Annotated in this window: 16 protein-coding genes; 10 read left to right on the forward strand and 6 right to left on the reverse strand. The window is 34.1% G+C overall.

What is annotated here, in order from left to right; all coding sequences use genetic code 11:
• Positions 1 to 359 precede the first annotated feature (359 nt).
• Positions 360 to 2,621 (forward strand): aconitate hydratase, encoded by a 2,262-nt coding sequence (locus AWV75_RS16385; protein ID WP_060875391.1) that lies wholly within the window; start codon positions 360 to 362, stop codon positions 2,619 to 2,621.
• A 286-nt stretch (positions 2,622 to 2,907) separates the two neighbouring features.
• Here AWV75_RS16385 and AWV75_RS16395 read toward each other — a convergent pair whose 3' ends face one another.
• Entirely contained in the window at positions 2,908 to 3,801 is an 894-nt protein-coding gene (locus tag AWV75_RS16395) for a LysR substrate-binding domain-containing protein (RefSeq protein ID WP_060875393.1), read from the reverse strand.
• 93 nt (positions 3,802 to 3,894) lie between these two features.
• Between AWV75_RS16395 and AWV75_RS16400 the strand changes: the two genes are divergently transcribed.
• The 3 genes from AWV75_RS16400 to AWV75_RS16410 all read left to right on the forward strand — a co-directional run bounded on the left by AWV75_RS16400 (position 3,895) and on the right by AWV75_RS16410 (position 7,200).
• Positions 3,895 to 5,115, forward strand: coding sequence for an MFS transporter (locus tag AWV75_RS16400; protein WP_060875394.1), 1,221 nt, complete (start codon positions 3,895 to 3,897; stop codon positions 5,113 to 5,115).
• Positions 5,116 to 5,191: 76 nt separating this feature from the next.
• On the forward strand, positions 5,192 to 6,508 hold the full coding sequence (locus AWV75_RS16405; protein ID WP_060875395.1) for a solute carrier family 23 protein: 1,317 nt from the start codon (positions 5,192 to 5,194) through the stop codon (positions 6,506 to 6,508).
• Between the two features lie 113 nt (positions 6,509 to 6,621).
• Positions 6,622 to 7,200 (forward strand): TlpA family protein disulfide reductase, encoded by a 579-nt coding sequence (locus tag AWV75_RS16410; protein WP_060875396.1) that lies wholly within the window; start codon positions 6,622 to 6,624, stop codon positions 7,198 to 7,200.
• A 48-nt stretch (positions 7,201 to 7,248) separates the two neighbouring features.
• Here AWV75_RS16410 and AWV75_RS16415 read toward each other — a convergent pair whose 3' ends face one another.
• The 3 genes from AWV75_RS16415 to AWV75_RS16425 all read right to left on the reverse strand — a co-directional run bounded on the left by AWV75_RS16415 (position 7,249) and on the right by AWV75_RS16425 (position 9,272).
• The gene (locus tag AWV75_RS16415; protein WP_060875397.1) at positions 7,249 to 8,049 is read right to left on the reverse strand and encodes a hypothetical protein; all 801 of its coding nucleotides are present in this window, start codon (positions 8,047 to 8,049) and stop codon (positions 7,249 to 7,251) included.
• Between the two features lie 168 nt (positions 8,050 to 8,217).
• A complete protein-coding gene (locus tag AWV75_RS16420; protein WP_060875398.1) occupies positions 8,218 to 8,841 on the reverse strand; it encodes an HD domain-containing protein in 624 nt (207 codons plus the stop codon).
• 53 nt (positions 8,842 to 8,894) lie between these two features.
• Positions 8,895 to 9,272 (reverse strand): VOC family protein, encoded by a 378-nt coding sequence (locus tag AWV75_RS16425; protein ID WP_060875399.1) that lies wholly within the window; start codon positions 9,270 to 9,272, stop codon positions 8,895 to 8,897.
• Between the two features lie 223 nt (positions 9,273 to 9,495).
• Here AWV75_RS16425 and AWV75_RS16430 point away from each other — a divergent pair, with 223 nt between their 5' ends.
• Positions 9,496 to 9,735 carry a hypothetical protein gene (locus tag AWV75_RS16430; protein WP_060875400.1) on the forward strand — a complete coding sequence of 80 codons (240 nt, stop codon included), beginning with the start codon at positions 9,496 to 9,498 and terminating at the stop codon, positions 9,733 to 9,735.
• A 37-nt stretch (positions 9,736 to 9,772) separates the two neighbouring features.
• Here AWV75_RS16430 and AWV75_RS16435 read toward each other — a convergent pair whose 3' ends face one another.
• The gene (locus AWV75_RS16435; protein ID WP_060875401.1) at positions 9,773 to 10,159 is read right to left on the reverse strand and encodes a hypothetical protein; all 387 of its coding nucleotides are present in this window, start codon (positions 10,157 to 10,159) and stop codon (positions 9,773 to 9,775) included.
• 282 nt (positions 10,160 to 10,441) lie between these two features.
• On the opposite strand from AWV75_RS16435, the gene AWV75_RS16440 reads away from it, so the two are divergent.
• Both AWV75_RS16440 and AWV75_RS16445 read left to right on the forward strand, forming a co-directional pair.
• Positions 10,442 to 11,290: a helix-turn-helix domain-containing protein gene (locus tag AWV75_RS16440; protein WP_060875402.1), complete on the forward strand. Its 849-nt coding sequence runs from the start codon at positions 10,442 to 10,444 to the stop codon at positions 11,288 to 11,290.
• A 63-nt stretch (positions 11,291 to 11,353) separates the two neighbouring features.
• Complete coding sequence (locus tag AWV75_RS16445; RefSeq protein ID WP_060875403.1) at positions 11,354 to 12,529, forward strand: multidrug effflux MFS transporter; 1,176 nt, start codon at positions 11,354 to 11,356, stop codon at positions 12,527 to 12,529.
• Between the two features lie 108 nt (positions 12,530 to 12,637).
• On the opposite strand, the gene AWV75_RS16450 is transcribed toward AWV75_RS16445, so the two are convergent.
• Complete coding sequence (locus tag AWV75_RS16450; RefSeq protein WP_060875404.1) at positions 12,638 to 13,003, reverse strand: hypothetical protein; 366 nt, start codon at positions 13,001 to 13,003, stop codon at positions 12,638 to 12,640.
• Between the two features lie 406 nt (positions 13,004 to 13,409).
• Here AWV75_RS16450 and AWV75_RS16455 point away from each other — a divergent pair, with 406 nt between their 5' ends.
• The 3 genes from AWV75_RS16455 to AWV75_RS16470 all read left to right on the forward strand — a co-directional run bounded on the left by AWV75_RS16455 (position 13,410) and on the right by AWV75_RS16470 (position 16,178).
• On the forward strand, positions 13,410 to 14,429 hold the full coding sequence (locus AWV75_RS16455) for a hypothetical protein (RefSeq protein ID WP_060875405.1): 1,020 nt from the start codon (positions 13,410 to 13,412) through the stop codon (positions 14,427 to 14,429).
• Positions 14,430 to 15,042: 613 nt separating this feature from the next.
• Positions 15,043 to 15,249 carry a hypothetical protein gene (locus tag AWV75_RS16465; protein ID WP_060875407.1) on the forward strand — a complete coding sequence of 69 codons (207 nt, stop codon included), beginning with the start codon at positions 15,043 to 15,045 and terminating at the stop codon, positions 15,247 to 15,249.
• Positions 15,250 to 15,383: 134 nt separating this feature from the next.
• The gene (locus tag AWV75_RS16470; protein ID WP_060875408.1) at positions 15,384 to 16,178 is read left to right on the forward strand and encodes a hypothetical protein; all 795 of its coding nucleotides are present in this window, start codon (positions 15,384 to 15,386) and stop codon (positions 16,176 to 16,178) included.
• Positions 16,179 to 16,240 lie beyond the last annotated feature (62 nt).

Raw genomic sequence — 16,240 nt, forward strand, 5'->3', positions numbered from 1 at the left:
GAAAGAAGAAAGAAGAAAACACTAAATTGAGCATACATTTATCATTATTAATTGATTTAGTTCTTGATTGTGATTTTCTATCTAATATGTCTTAATACAAGAAGAGACGTATCCAATATGTTTATAGGATATCATCTTCATATTAGGATAGATTTTATTTTATGTGTTCACTAGGGATGAAGTAATAAAAAGCAAATACATTTAAGTATTGAAAATTCACTTCTTTCCCTTTTCTTCTCTCCTCTTTCCAATAAAATAGAATCATTTTAAATATTTCCTTTTAACATTTCCATAATTTTTGTCTGCATTAAAAGCGGTAAATTGTGTTATAAATTAAACATTTAAAAAGAATTGTTATTATGGCTTTTGATATTGAAATGATTAAAAAAGTGTATGAAAAGATGCCAGATCGCGTAGCAAAAGCACGCGAATTAGTTGGACGTCCTTTGACACTTACAGAGAAAATTTTATACACACACTTATGGGAGGGTATGCCTGCGCAAACCTTTGAACGAGGGAATGATTATGTTGATTTTGCTCCAGATCGCGTTGCTTGTCAAGATGCAACAGCACAGATGGCGTTATTGCAATTTATGCATGCTGGAAAAGAAAAGGTAGCTGTTCCTACAACCGTACATTGTGACCACTTAATTCAAGCAAAAGTAGGAGCTGCAACAGATTTAAAAGTAGCAGAAACCCAATCTTCGGAAGTATTTAATTTTCTATCTTCTGTATCAAATAAATATGGAATCGGATTCTGGAAACCAGGAGCTGGAATTATCCACCAAATTGTTTTAGAAAACTATGCTTTCCCAGGAGGATTGATGATTGGAACGGATTCACATACAGTAAATGCAGGTGGATTGGGAATGTTGGCTATCGGAGTTGGGGGAGCAGATGCTGTGGATGTAATGTCGGGCATGGCTTGGGAATTGAAGTTTCCAAAATTAATTGGCGTGAAGTTAACCGGAAAATTAAACGGATGGACGGCACCGAAAGATGTAATTTTAAAAGTAGCGGATATCCTTACGGTAAAAGGAGGAACTGGAGCTATTGTTGAATATTTTGGAGAAGGCGCTTTATCGATGTCTTGTACTGGAAAAGGAACCATCTGTAATATGGGGGCAGAAATTGGAGCGACAACTTCAACTTTCGGTTATGATGATTCAATGCGTCGTTATTTAGCTGCAACAGGACGCCAAGATGTAGTCGATGCAGCAGATAAAGTGGCTGAACACTTAACAGCGGATGCTGCAGTATATGCAAACCCAGAGCAATACTTTGATCAATTAATTGAAATTAACTTATCAGAATTAGAGCCACATATCAACGGACCTTTCACACCAGATAGAGGAACACCTGTATCGAAAATGCGAGAAGATGCAGAAAAGAATGGTTGGCCGTTAAAAGTAGAGTGGGGGTTAATTGGATCTTGTACAAACTCTTCGTATGAAGATATGTCAAGAGCAGCTTCGATTGTAGAACAAGCCGTTAAAAATGGAATTACGCCTAAAGCTGAATTTGGAATTAATCCAGGATCAGAGCAAATTCGCTATACTATTGAACGTGATGGAATCATTGAGACGTTTGAAAAAATGGGAACCAAAGTATTTACCAATGCTTGTGGACCGTGTATTGGACAATGGGATCGTGAAGGAGCTGATAAGGGAGAAAAGAATACAATTGTACATTCGTTCAACCGAAACTTCTCTAAACGTGCCGATGGGAATCCAAATACCCATGCTTTCGTTACTTCTCCAGAAATGGTAGCTGCGTTAGCTATTGCAGGAGATTTGGGATTCAATCCAATTACAGATACGTTAATCAATGACGAAGGACAAGAAGTAAAATTATTGCCTCCGACAGGAGATGAATTGCCTACAAAAGGATTTGATGTAGAGGATCCAGGGTACCAAGCACCAGCCGCAGATGGTTCAAGTGTAGAAGTAATCGTTTCTCCAACATCGAGTCGCCTTCAGCTGTTAGAACCGTTTGCTCCTTGGAATGGACAAAATATTACAGGAGCTAAATTATTGATTAAAGCTTTTGGAAAATGTACAACGGATCACATCTCTATGGCGGGTCCATGGTTGCGTTTCCGCGGTCACTTAGACAATATTTCAGACAATATGTTGATTGGTGCTGAAAATGCATTTAATCATTTAACGAATAAAGTAAAAAACCAATTGACGGGCGCATATGATGCAGTACCTGCAGTACAACGCGCGTATAAAGCAGCAGGAATTCCTTCTATTGTTGTGGGAGACCAAAATTATGGAGAAGGGTCTTCTCGTGAGCATGCGGCTATGGAGCCTCGTCATTTAGGGGTTACTGCAGTATTAGTGAAATCATTTGCTCGTATTCACGAAACAAACTTGAAAAAACAAGGAATGTTAGCTCTTACGTTTGCAAATGAAGCAGATTATGACAAAGTACAAGAAGATGATACCATCAACTTCTTAGACTTAACTGAATTTGCTCCTGGAAAACAATTGCACTTAGAATTTGTCCATGCAGACGGATCTAAAGACGTAATTGCAACCAATCATACCTATAATGCGAGTCAAGTGAATTGGTTTAAAGCTGGATCTGCTTTGAATTTAATTGCAGCTGGTAAATAGCGTAGTGGAGAAGGGAAATTGGAAAGGGGAAAATGAAGAGTTTGATCAACCGATTACTCAACTAACAATATCGACATTACATAAAAAAGCGAAAGATTTTATCTTTCGCTTTTTTATTATAACGTGTTTATTGGTTTATATAGTTATGGATTATGAGTTAAGGGTTAAGGGTTAAGGGTTAAGGGTTAAGGGTTAAGGGTTAAGGGTTAAGGGTTAAGGGTTAAGGGTTAAGGGTTAAGGGGGGATCCCTTTTCCAATTTCCTCTTTCCCCTTTCCTCTTTCCATTCTAAAGTTGATTGTATTCTTCTTTATCTTCTGCTTTCAATAAATTGATAAAATAAATAGCCGCTTTTTTCTGGTAACTATCTTTTAAACGCAAGGTGACCGCTTCTCTTCTCATGTTCTTATTGCGAATAGGGATGGCACATAAATCTTTTTCACCATGTACGGTCGCTAGGGTAAGAATCGTTTGAAAAGCCCCAGTACGCACCAAATCGACGATTGTAGCTGTGTAGTTCACTTCTACAGTTACATTTGGGTGAATTTTGTATTTTTCAAATTGACGATCTAAGAAGTCGCGGGTACTGAATCCTTTGACAGGAAGTGCTAAAGTCAATTGCTCCACTTCCTTCAGGTCGATACTTTTCTTCGTTGCTAAAGGACTTGTGGCAGCAACAATAACAGCCATATCTGAACTCATAATGGGTTCGTGTACAAGTTCATCACTGTGTTTGCCTTCATAGAAGGTCAAGGCAAAGTCAATCTCTTGTTTGAGCAAAGCGTCAATTAATTCGGTTGTGGTTCCAAAAGTCACTTGCAATTTAATTTTAGGAAATTGTGCGATGAAATTTTTAAACGCATTAATAACAATCGATTTGAGTCCCCAAGTCAAGCCAATATTCAACGTACCCGTGTTCACTTGCTTTAAATCATCGAGGATGAGTTTGCCATCATTGGATGCTTGAATACTCTTTTCTGCATAAATAGCAAAAAGTTCGCCTGCTTCAGTAATGGAAACACGTTTACCAATGCGATCAAATAGGGGAATGCCCAATTCCTCTTCTAATTGTTTAATCTGTTGAGAGAGTGTGCTCTGTGTGATGAATAGCTCTTTCGCGGCTTCCGTAAAATTGAGAAGCTCTTTTGCTTTTAAAAAATACTTGAGTTGTCTTAGTTCCATGATTGATCGTTTTTACCGATTGATGTTATAGAAAAATACCGTTTTACAAATTTAGAACTTAAGCTTAACTTTACTTCAAATATCAAGATAAAAATGGCAACAACCGCTTATGTTGACTTTAGCGAGGCAGAAAAAGCAGTCAAAGGTAGTGTGCGCTACAAGCGAATCAAATGGGGTATCTTTTTAATAGGAGTCTCAGTGTTCGCCCAGTTGTATAACTATCAACCGCTCTTGTCAGAAATCACTCAATTTTTTGCGATAACCCCTGCTGAAAGTAGCTATTTGGTTTCAGCATCTACGTTTGGAATGGCTATTGGATTACTATTGTTTGCCTTTATAGCGGATCGTTACCCTCGCAAAGATATTATGTTGTTCTCCTTGGTGACTTCTACCTTGTTGACTTTGTTGTCTGTATTTGTATATGATTTTGCACTACTAATCAATATTAACTTTTTAAAAGGAATCTGTATCTCTGGTGTATCTGCGGTTACGTTGGCCTATTTAGCAGAAGAAATCGATTCCAAATCCATAGGAACGGCGATTAGTTTTTATCTCGCAGGGAATACCTTTGGGGGAATGTTTGGGCGTATAATTGCCGCTTTAGTCAGTGGTTGGTTTAATTGGCAAATTGCAGTGCTTACTATTGGTTTGCTTGCTTTTAGTATTGCCATTGTATTTTACTATCTTTTTCCGGAATCTCAATTTTTTCAACCTCAAAAAGTAAAATTTAATAAGAAAATGCGCCAGATGCAAAGCATCTTTCGAAATAAGAAAATCTTAGCGATGTATGTTGTTGCGATTTGCTTAATGGGAACTTTCGTCAGCATTTATAATTATTTGGGGTTTAAATTAGAAGCACCACCCTATAGTTTACCTCATTATATCATTGCTCTAATTTTCTTGATGTATGCTTTTGGTATTGTTGGTAATTTAGTTGCAGGGCGCTTATCCGATCGCTATGCAGCTAAGAATATCTTATTATTAGCCTTGACCTTATTACTGTTGGGATTAGGATTGATGTATATCGCTAATTTAGCTGTCATTTTATTGGGGTTGACGATTTTTACGGTTGCTTTTTTTAGCGGACACACCATTGCTAGCCGTGTAGTTACCCAATTGGGAGGCAAGGCGAAAAGTTCAGCAACTGCTTTGTATTGGTTCTTTTACTATATGGGTTCTACTTTAATTGGAAGTTCGACTGGTTTTTTTATCAACAACGACAATTGGGGTGGATTCTTTATTACCCTTGTGATTTTAGCTTCTCTTGCGTTGCTATCTACTTATGTTACAACGAGAAGTAGAACTGCTAAATAAGAAGTATACGCTGTTATTGTTTCCGTTTTGTGAGAAAATGCTCTATTTTCGTACCTGTTTTTAAATAAATAACAACATGAACGAAAATATAGATCAAAACATTGTATTGGCTATTGATGAAAAACCCAAAGTAGGACAATGGTTATTGTTGAGTATTCAACATCTATTTGCCATGTTTGGGGCAACGGTATTAGTCCCTACCTTAACCGGAATGGATCCTGCCATTGCATTGATATCAAGTGGAATAGGTACTTTGGTTTTTATCGCCATTACGAGAGGAAAAGTTCCTTCGTATTTAGGGTCTTCTTTTGCTTTTATTAATCCCATCATTGCTATTAAGGCAATGGAACAAGTTACAACAAATGATGTTCCTGTGGGAAGTTTCTTAGTAGGAAGCTTTTTGGTGGGTGTGGTATATGCTTTAGTTGCTCTTTTAATTGCTAAAGCGGGTACCAATTGGTTGATGAAATTATTACCTCCTATCGTAGTGGGACCTGTGATTATGGTTATCGGTTTGGGCTTGGCAAGTACAGCTGTTGGGATGATTACCAATAATCCCAAAGGTGACTATGATATTACTTTTGTTACGATTGGTTTAGTGACGTTAATGATTACTATTGTTGCCGCTATTTTTACCAAGGGATTTTTAAGTGTAATCCCTGTTTTGGTTGGTATTGTTGGTGGGTATATTTTTTCAGCAACTATGGGAGTAGTCAACTTTACTCCTGTAATGGAAGCTGCTTGGTTTCAAATTCCAAATTTTACTATTCCTTTTGTAGATTATACACCGAGCGTAACATTATATGTTGTATTTGTGATGTTGCCTGTGGCTATTGTACCTATTGCAGAACACATCGGACATCAATTGGTATTGAGTAAAGTTGTCAATAAAGATTTAATTAAGGACCCCGGGCTAGATCGTTCGATGCTAGGAGATGGAGTAGCTACGATGTTAGCCTCTTTAATTGGTGGACCACCCAATACAACGTATGGAGAAAATATAGGAGTATTAGCAATTACGCGTGCTTTTAGTATTTATGTATTCATTGGAGCTGCTTGTTTTGCTATTTTATTTGGATTTTGTGGAAAAATAACGGCATTGTTAGCTACTATTCCGTCTCCTGTAATGGGCGGAGTATCCATTTTGTTGTTTGGAATTATTGCTTCAAGTGGTTTGCGTATGTTGGTAGAAAATAATGTAGATTTTAAAGTAAAACGCAACTTAATTATCTCTTCTGTCATTTTAATCATTGGAATAGGGGGTGCAGCGATTCATATTGGTGATTTAATGTCCATTGAAGGGATGGCTTTAGCTTCCATTATTGGTATTATTTTAAATATTGTATTGCCAGGAAGGAAAGAAATTACCTTTGATGATATGTTTAAGGAATAATATTGTGAATATATTAAATAAAAAAGGTTAAAAGTTATTAAAAATAAAATTAATAATTTTTATTTGGCAATATGGGTGTAAGTTTTATATATTTATGCTAAATAAATTTAGGTATGTTTAATAAAGGTGAAAAAAAGAAAAAGGGATGGATAGGTAATTTGGTTTTTATCCTTATTCTTTTTGTGCTGTTATTCACTCCATTGGGGACAACGTTTAAGGTTTGGGTGAATCAATTATTGGCCATGAGCCCCAGTTTAGAAAAGCCGGAAAATTTTGAACAAGTGAGTTTAGATGGTTGGACTTTGTTAGATGAAGAAGGCCGTGTATTTGATATGGCTGATACCAAAGGAAAAGTAGTGATACTGAATTTTTGGGCTACTTGGTGTCCACCTTGTATTGCAGAAAAACCTAGTTTTCAAGCCTTGTATGATGATTATAAAAATAGCGTTGTCTTTTTATTTGTCACAACCGATACCCCTGAAAAGGTAAAAGTATTTAAAGAGAAACATGGATATACCTTACCGAGTTATTTTCAACAAGATGGACCACCTGCAGCATTATATTCGACTTCATTGCCTGCTTCTTATGTAATTGATAAGAAAGGAAATATTGTCGTTCAGAAGTTCAGAGCCGCCGATTGGAATAGCTCTAAATTTAGAGTTACCTTGGATGAGTTGATTCAAGCAAAATAAATAAAAAAGTCTTTGGTTTACCAAAGACTTTTTTTGTTGATCCATTAGTTAAATCACTTTTTGTAAAGTGATAATTACTTTATAAGTACTTTGTTCAACAAAGACTAAGTAATCAACACCTCCATAATTAAAAGTATATTTGTTTTTGTATATACTTGAGGAACTTATAGTCGAACAAACCTCTAAGGTTTCTTTATTAAAAATTAATTCATCTGCAAAGTGGTTATCACTAAAAGGTAAATTAGCCCATGGAACTGGTAATCCAGTACTGCTATTAACATCATAAGGGAAATTTAATTTTACTCGTTCATTTGCTACAATAGGAGTATTGTTATCAAGTACAGAGAAATCATAGAAGAAAAGTTTACCACGTTTGGCTAGTTCACTTTTCTCTGAACTCGTAATGATAGGGTTTGAAAAACTAAAAAGATTAGGACCAGACATTATAGCAGTATTAGGAACAGGTAAAAAAGAAGAAATGAGATGAGAAGAATATGGTTTTATAATCAGTTCATCTGCGGGTACATAATTTCCATATACTTGACCACCTGTGCCTAAGGTATTAAACATAGAGCCGTTTCCATAGTAGTTTCCGTCATTAATGTGAAAGCCAATTCCAAAATTTGGAGTAACATAAAAATAATAATCTGTTTCATTAATAAAATAATAATCAATTTGATTATGCTCAATATTTGATCCAGACCCATAGAAATTATACGGGGATTCATAACCAATGTTGGGATCTGAGGTTTGGATGTTTTTATCCAATTGCGTTGACGTTGATGAAGCATCATCTTTAGAGCAAGATAGTAACGTTAATGTTAAACATGCTAATAATACTTTTTTCATAATTAAATAGTTTAAAAGATTAGTTAGTTAAATTTAACAAAAAATAATTTAACAAATATGGTTAATTAGTTTTTATTGCTGATTACTGCTTGAATAATTATTATATTTTTATTTTTTTTTTTTAAAATTAAAGAAGATTATTTAGGTTGTTTTGAAATGGAAAGACAATTAGAAAAGATTAATCTCTCTTGCTATATTCAGTCGAGCTTGATTTTCGTATTTCTCTTTGAAATATGGAGTTTTGAAAATAGAGGTAAGAGTCAAAAAATGAGTAAGTGCTTTTTTTCTACCTTGATTATATACATCATCAGGGTAAATGGCATATTCTTTTCTGATATTTTGATAATAACTTTTGTATTGCTCCCAATCCTTTCCTAAAATACTAAGATCTGCATCCAAAAAGTAATTGGTGTCTGAATTTGTAGATTTTTGATGTTGCTTGGTTGCTATTATTTGATTGACAATTAAGTCTGTTTTTGATTTTGGTAGTTGAAGGATAGTTAATCTTTCTTTTGCGAGTTGAGCACTTTGTTCTTCATTATCTTGAGCACGGGCGTCATAGATGATATCATGATAAAAAACAGAGAATAAGATTGCCTCCCAATCGTTTATTTCGGTACGTATTTCATTTAGCTCCTCTAGTATATTTTTGAGATGGGTTAAGTTGTGATAATATCGCTCAACCGTTTCGTATTGCTTTTTTATTTCAAGCCAATAGGATTGTATGAGATTTTGATCTGTTGAATATTGACTTACAATGTGTTGGAATTCAATTTGAAGAGAAGTTGACATATTGATTTAGCTAGTAAAATAAATATAGAGAAGAATAAAAAATGATCTTGATTTTAGATGTTATGCGCAATTCTCCAAAGCACCCCAGAAGGATCTATGAGAACAAAATCACGCATGTTCCATGCTCGATCTTCAGGATCTGTCAAGGTGAAAGTAAAGGTATGATGCAGCTTTAATTCTTTTATGTGGGTATGCCAAGCATCTGCATTTTCTACCTGCAAATGGAGCATGGTATTTTCTGCCCATTCTTTGGTATACAAATTCTGTAAAAAGAATTTGGTTTGTCCTAGTGCAAATAGACATAGTTGTTCCTCTTGCCACAAAATTTCGAAACCCAAAGCGGAGTAAAAAGCAAGGGAAGTTTGAAAATCCTTTGCCGGAATAAAACTTTTTAGTTCTATTGTATTTAAGTTGAAAGAAGATATTTTCATTGATGCTAACAATTAGAAAATAAAGATAGTTTTTTATTTATTGCATATCATAATGAAAGGTAATTGGTTGATACAATTCCAAGATAAAAGGATGTTTTATTCGGTACTAATTTTCATTTTATACGCCAAATAACCTGTTTTTTTCAACGACCTATGGTAGTCGAATTTGGTTATCTGTTTAATTTTTAGTATCTTACAAGAATATCATTTAAAATTTAAAAATATGACCTCAAATGAGATTTTTGAGCTAGATACCGCTAGCATTTGCGAATTAGTTGGAAAAAGGTTTATGGTTTCGTATAAAGTAGAACGCAATGGAAAAGTAGAATCTGTAAGTAGAGATAAAAAATTAATTGCGTTAGATTATACAGATAAACGACAAGTCAATCATTATATTTTTAGTGATGGTATGCAGCATTTTAAAGTACCTCATGCTCAGTTAGTAACAATGACTCAATTGTAAAATAATAAAAAAGGCTCGTTTAAACGAGCCTTTTTTATTATTTTATGGGTTTAATTATTATTGGATCTGGTGTTATTGGGTCTCCTATACCAATATAAGAAGAGTATTCAATATCAAGTATTCTTACATTAGGATAGAAACGTTGAAGTTCTCCATATTGGCAGATTTGATCTGAAATTTGTTGAACAATAGGATATAAAATACCCGTAGGTGGTGTACCATAAATCGTCTGAAGTATTTCTATTGTATATTTCTTGTACTTAGGATGCCTTTGATCTGTAATTCTATAGCCATCACTATCACAAGTGTAAAACTCATACGTAATCCAACGTTCCATATCTGGTCGATCGGGGTTTGCTGGTTCATATTGTGCAAAAGCACTAAAAGACAATAGTAAAGTCAATACTAAAAATAAATTTTTCATAATCGTATAAATTAAAATTGGTTACTCTAATTTAATAATAATGACTTATTTTTTGTTTAAATAAACTTGATTATTAACTATTTAGGTTGTTTTTCTGTACTTGTTGTTAAACATGTTTTTTGAGATAATGACAAAACAAGAGGAAATATAGAAAGGGGAATTGTGGGAATTTTATAAGGTTGTTTCGTTTTTTTAAAAAACAATATCTTTGTTTTTATTTAGGAGACAAACGACAGTATAGGGAAGTCAGGTGCTGTAGTGAGTACTCATCCAAAAGTGTATATGAAGACAAAAGCAAAAGTTGTTCAAGTTCATCAAGTCGATAAGAACATTCCTATTGAGTTTTATCGCATTGAAGCCATTGGAGATCTTTTTGAAGTTGAAGGGCATTACCAATATGATTTTTATCAAATCTATTGGTTTACAACGGTACTCGTTCCTCATCATCAAGAAATTGACTTTATTTCTTATCCTGTAAGGGCTCAAGAAATTTGGATTATTTACCCTGGGCAAGTTCATCAGTTAGATACACGTTATAGCAAAGGGTATTGTCTAGCGATCGATAAAAATTACTTTCACAGTGTCTTGTTTAAAGAAGCCAAACAACAATTTTTTACAGGCCATAACCAGTTGAAATTTGAGGTTACCACAGAGGAAAGTTGGCGTTTAGAATACCTGCATTTGTTGATTGAAATTGAATTCAATACGCATAAACGACCTACCGTTTTGGAGCAGTATTTGCAATTGTATATTGTTCATTTACAGGATTTGCCGCTAATAGCAGAAAAGCATATTGTGTTAGATGAACGCATGCATAAATTATTACAGCTGATAGAAGAACATTATATAACACAGCGAAAAAACGAGTTTTATGCAGATCAAGTTGCTCTCTCTGTCAAGCGAATGAATGAAATTTTATATCACGCTATTGGGAAGACATTAAAACAACAACTACAAGAACGGTTATTACTAGAAGCGAAACGATTAGTGGGCTATAGTGAAGAGAATATTCAAACGATAGCTGATGCATTGAATTTCTCTGAAGTCTCCTATTTCAATCGTTTTTTTAAGAAGCTTACCCATCAAACTCCCAAAGATTTTAGGGCTCAGGTGAAAAAAGTCCAAGGATAAGTCCTATTAGGATAAGTTTTACTCTTTAACCTCGATGTATTTTTGCACTTTTAGAAAAAGAGTATGAGTAAGTTAAAGAAACAGCAGTTTATTGTGGTCTTTATTTTGGCCTTATTGTCTGCATTAGAGCCTTTTAGTATTGATTTGTATTTGCCAGGATTTTTGAAAATGGCACAGTACTATCAAACCGATTTAAAGGCAGTTCAATTTTCAATTTCAACGTTTTTAGCAGGGTTTGCTGTTGGTCAATTGTTTTGGGGAATTATTTCGGATCAATATGGACGCAAATGGCCAACGATTGCCTCTTTGTTGCTTTTTATAGCTGCAACCATTGCCTGTATTTATTCCGTGAGTATTGAACAGTTTTGGATTGCTCGTTTTTTCCAAGCTTTCGCTGGTTGTGCTGGAGTAGTGATAGCAAGGGCGATTGTCAATGAGTATTTCGAACAGGATGATACCATGCGTGTGTTTTCCCTTTTAGCTATTATTGCTGGTGTTGCTCCAATTATTGGGCCTGTTGCAGGAAACTTTTTAGTGTCTCATTTTACGTGGCAATCTACGTTTATTACCCTCTTAGTTTTAGGGATTATTTCTTTACTCTTGGTTGTGCTCTTCTTGCCAGAAACGAAAGTCAAGACGACAGCGCCTATGCAGAAGCGCAATTTGCTTCAAGATTTTAGAGCCATATTACGAGTGAGAATCTTTTTGAAATATACTTTAATAGGGAGTGTAACCTATAGTGTTTTAATGATTTACTTAGCTAATGCCCCTTATCTCATTATGGAATATGGTCAATTGTCATCTGCTACGTTTAGCTATATCTTTGCTTTTAATGCAGTGGGATTGATGGTAGGGGCTTGGGCATCAAGTGCCTTTACCCGTTGGTGGTCCATTCGTCAGATTATTTTATATACGACTATATTGGGCTTTCTTTGTAGTATCATTTTCTTAGGATTATGTATATTGCAACAGCCAATCGAATGGCTTTTAGTTCCTTTGTTTTTTATTATTTTAACCTTGGGGGTTTTATTCCCTGCAACAACGAAATTAGCCCTAGAGCCTTTTCATGAAAATAGTGGATCTGCCTCCGCCTTGCTTGGGTCTTTGCAGTTGATGTTAACCTTTATTGTTTCTGCAGCTACCAATTTAATCCCCGTAGATTTATTACTCTTAACAGGGTTGGCTCTACTTGTTTGTCATCTGTTATATCTAGCTTGCTATGGGATTAAAGAAGCATAGGTTTGTATGGAATTGGTTTAAAAAATCTAATTCAGTTGTGAAGTAGAAATGAATATATTGCAGTAGAAAAATAAATAGGGTGTCTTGCTGAGACACCCTATTTGCATATTATTTAGGCGTAACGGGCATGGTAGTGTATACTCCACAAACGTCATCAGCCATTTGGTTAGGTATCATCGGTATCTGTACTAAGGTTCCCGTTTGCGTTTGACGATCATAATGGAACATTCCGTCATATGAGACTACAACTTCTTGATACCAAATGCGAGATTCACTTTCTGTACAGCTTTTATGATGTGTACCAATTTGTGTAGAACTTACTTGTACACCTCGGTTAAATGTTACTGCATAAATTTGTATTTCGTAACAATTGATTCTTTCTAATCGTTGCTCTTCTTGTTTGTCTATTTCTCCTGTGTTGGCTAATGCACCAAAAGAAAGGGTTAAAGCTAATCCTACTAGTAATTTTTTCATTATTATATTATTTAAATTGGTTCTTTTAAAGATAGAAGAAGTTGAAATGTTAAAAAAACAAACTTTTGATTTTTAACAAGATAGGTAGTTTTTCTTTCTATTCATTGGCGCTTTTTATTTTTACTAGGCAATTAATAATAATTACTAAATATGAATTGATTAGTAAAATTACTAAATACCAATGTTTTTAGTACTTAAGCATGTGTTATTGGTTAAAAAAAAACTGTATTACTTGTGTTTTTTTAAATATTTTGTTGTTACCTATTGTTAATTAACTTTATTTAACTAAATTTATATCACTATAATGTCTTTTAAAAATTAGTCCGGAATACTTTATGAGATGTAATAGCTGATTTTACTTATTGAAAGTAGAATTAAAAATAATGACCAATTTAAATTTTAAATTATGAAGAAAATTTTATTTATGTTATTGACTTTGTCATTAACGCTTGCTTCTTGTAGTTCGGATTCAGTTAATACTGACAGTGAAACTCCAAATTCAAAAACAGAATTAAGGGTTAATGAGAACTTAAGAGCTCTTAGACAAAATGCTTTGACCGACTTTAACCAAGGAGGTAGAATTTATTATTATGCAGAAAGAGGTGCTGTTTTTCAGACAGAAGGTAACTCTAGTATTGTGATTCCGCCTCATTCAATTAAAACAAGAAATGGAGAAGATATTAATGGCATTGTAGAGATCGATTTTATAGAGATTTTTGAGAGAAGTAAAATGGTCGTAGCGAATACACCCACAATGGCTTTAATCAATGGACGAAAAGACATATTGGTAACTGGTGGCGAGTTTTATATAGATATTAGATACGAAAGAGAGCAAGTAGAAATAGTTCGTCCTATTAAAGTAAATATCGGTACATGGAATTCAGATGAAAATTCTGAAGGTATGGTTTTATGGAATGGAGAAATTGATGAAAATGATGATTTAACCTGGCTACCAGCAAAGCCAGATGATTTAATTTTCGAACAAGACGGTGAAATCTTTAAAGGTGATAGAGATAAGAAACAAGAGTATGATATCTTAATTAAGAACTCTCGTAGTTTAGGATGGTGTAATGTTGATAAATTAATTAATTTCCCAGGAGACAAAACCAATGTAGGGGTAATTGTACCATCGAATTTTGATCAAACAAATTCTACTGTATATTTAGCGGTTGAAGGACAAAATAATATGATTTTTCAATTGGATACATTTAATCCAGGAGCAAATGCATTTAAATTTTCTTCGGATATAGCAACTGTAGGTTTAGATGTTCATCTTATTTTTGTAGCTGAAATGAATGGAAATTATGTTTATAGTATTTTATCTACAACTCTTGGAAATAATTCAACTTATGTAGTATCAGCTAATAGTTTGATTTCTACAACAGACTATCAACAATTAGAAGCAGCAATAATGGCTTTACCTTAAAATGCTAAATTAAAAATAAAAGAAGTCCTACTTTGATTAATCAGAGTAGGATTTTTTTATAGTAAGAACTAAGGAATAATTTCTCGTACATTTTGTAGACTTCCCCAAGGAGAAGTAAAATACTTCAATACGATTCAAGGATGGAAGATTGAGAGATTGCCAATGGGTAATAATGCATCACAAAGGAACTACCAAGCTAATACAGGGCAACCGGCACAACAACCAAGATTCTATCACAATCCTAGCTATGGGGGTGGGGTGCAACAAAATTATCAACCACCACCACAAGAACAAGAGTTTCCATCAACACCACAGTATAATAAAGGTAATCATGATGATTTACCGTTTTAAAAATTTAAAACAACATTAGAGCACTCATTAGGAGTGCTTTTTTAATTCGATGTATTATGGATGAACAATAGATTAAAAGCTTCATTGCGGAACTAGGTTATAATCGATATGTACAGAATGTTGTTTGTGACTATTATTTGATTCATCAAAAAGACAGGTTAGTTCATACATCCATAAAGCAATACTTCAAGGACCTAAGAAACAAACAAGAGATTTTAGATAACGTAATCCCCTTATTGGACGAAGTACAAGCAACAGGGCTATGGAAAAACAAAAAAAAACAATCGTAGTATCTATTGAGTTTGAGATACAGCAAATAGTTTACTTAAGAACAGATCCAGAACAATTACCTCGATTAGTCTCAGATATAGTCGTTGGTTACAAAGAAGTGCATTACGGACTTAAACAGGGAACTAATTATGAAATACACCAAGCGTACGAAATAAGCGCTGAAAAGATAGTTATGTGATTATTTATTGCTCTATTTTCTTTTAAAATTAGAATTACATTAAAACTGTATAATTTGTTAATTCGATACGTTTCTGTTTTTGGTTAAATTAACATTATGTATATTTAGAATAACTAATCTTTAAATTAAATATCATGAGTAAAATTAAAACAACATTTGTCGGCATTGTTTGTCTATTATTTTTTGTGAAATGTTCAGATGATGCGAAAGATATTGAAGGTAAAAATTATCAAACAAAAAATGATAATAATATAGAGCTTTCTATCGACCAGATTTCTGAAATGGCTAAAATGCACAATAGAATTTTGAAAGATATTCATTTGAATAGGGGAGATGTTTATTTGTATGATGAAAATGAAAAATTAGAATTAACTAGAGACATGTATCGTAGACATATGTCTGGTTTTGAAAGAGAAATGGAACTAGAGGCTGTGATTAATTTCTCAAGAAATGTAGCCAGGGTAGGTAACCCAGCAGATTTATTAATTTATGATTATGAAAAAAGCTATTTAGCAGAAGCCAATGAGGTACTACATAGATCTGCAAATTTAAATGAATTAAATCGCTCACTCGATAGAGTAGCAGCAAGTGTTAGGTCAGATGAAAGAGAAATGTACAAAACACCAATACTTTTATATATTGAAACATTAAAAGAGTCTTCTTATTATTGGGCTTCTGTAGAAGAGGGAGGAGAAGGATTCGGATTTTCTTTATTAGAATCTAGAACTACTAACTCAGCTGTAAAAACGAAAAGAAATTGGAGAAATACAGCAATAGCAGATGCACAAGGAATGACAACAGGGATGTTAGGTCTTGCTGCTTATGGTGCTTGGGGGGTAATGTTCGGTCCAGCAACATTTGCCTTAGGAGCGGGAGCATTAGTATGGGTTGCTGTTGAATCGGCTATGGCCTCGGCACTATTTGGATAATGAAAAAATGGTTGTACTTAATAATTGTTATTACTTTTATTGTATTATTTAATCATTTTCTG

The sequence above is a fragment of the Myroides odoratus genome (assembly GCF_001549985.1).
Lineage (GTDB): Bacteria > Bacteroidota > Bacteroidia > Flavobacteriales > Flavobacteriaceae > Flavobacterium > Flavobacterium odoratum_A.

Excerpts from the sequence above, each read along its gene's own strand:
- AWV75_RS16425 (WP_060875399.1), bottom strand. The coding sequence starts at position 9,272 with ATGAAAATATCTTCTTTCAACTTAAATACAATAGAACTAAAAAGTTTT.
- AWV75_RS16430 (WP_060875400.1), top strand. The coding sequence starts at position 9,496 with ATGACCTCAAATGAGATTTTTGAGCTAGATACCGCTAGCATTTGCGAA.
- AWV75_RS16445 (WP_060875403.1), top strand. The coding sequence starts at position 11,354 with ATGAGTAAGTTAAAGAAACAGCAGTTTATTGTGGTCTTTATTTTGGCC.
- AWV75_RS16420 (WP_060875398.1), bottom strand. The coding sequence starts at position 8,841 with ATGTCAACTTCTCTTCAAATTGAATTCCAACACATTGTAAGTCAATAT.
- AWV75_RS16410 (WP_060875396.1), top strand. The coding sequence starts at position 6,622 with ATGTTTAATAAAGGTGAAAAAAAGAAAAAGGGATGGATAGGTAATTTG.
- AWV75_RS16415 (WP_060875397.1), bottom strand. The coding sequence starts at position 8,049 with ATGAAAAAAGTATTATTAGCATGTTTAACATTAACGTTACTATCTTGC.
- AWV75_RS16470 (WP_060875408.1), top strand. The coding sequence starts at position 15,384 with ATGAGTAAAATTAAAACAACATTTGTCGGCATTGTTTGTCTATTATTT.
- AWV75_RS16395 (WP_060875393.1), bottom strand. The coding sequence starts at position 3,801 with ATGGAACTAAGACAACTCAAGTATTTTTTAAAAGCAAAAGAGCTTCTC.
- AWV75_RS16450 (WP_060875404.1), bottom strand. The coding sequence starts at position 13,003 with ATGAAAAAATTACTAGTAGGATTAGCTTTAACCCTTTCTTTTGGTGCA.
- AWV75_RS16455 (WP_060875405.1), top strand. The coding sequence starts at position 13,410 with ATGAAGAAAATTTTATTTATGTTATTGACTTTGTCATTAACGCTTGCT.
- AWV75_RS16385 (WP_060875391.1), top strand. The coding sequence starts at position 360 with ATGGCTTTTGATATTGAAATGATTAAAAAAGTGTATGAAAAGATGCCA.
- AWV75_RS16405 (WP_060875395.1), top strand. The coding sequence starts at position 5,192 with ATGAACGAAAATATAGATCAAAACATTGTATTGGCTATTGATGAAAAA.
- AWV75_RS16465 (WP_060875407.1), top strand. The coding sequence starts at position 15,043 with ATGGAAAAACAAAAAAAAACAATCGTAGTATCTATTGAGTTTGAGATA.
- AWV75_RS16400 (WP_060875394.1), top strand. The coding sequence starts at position 3,895 with ATGGCAACAACCGCTTATGTTGACTTTAGCGAGGCAGAAAAAGCAGTC.
- AWV75_RS16440 (WP_060875402.1), top strand. The coding sequence starts at position 10,442 with ATGAAGACAAAAGCAAAAGTTGTTCAAGTTCATCAAGTCGATAAGAAC.
- AWV75_RS16435 (WP_060875401.1), bottom strand. The coding sequence starts at position 10,159 with ATGAAAAATTTATTTTTAGTATTGACTTTACTATTGTCTTTTAGTGCT.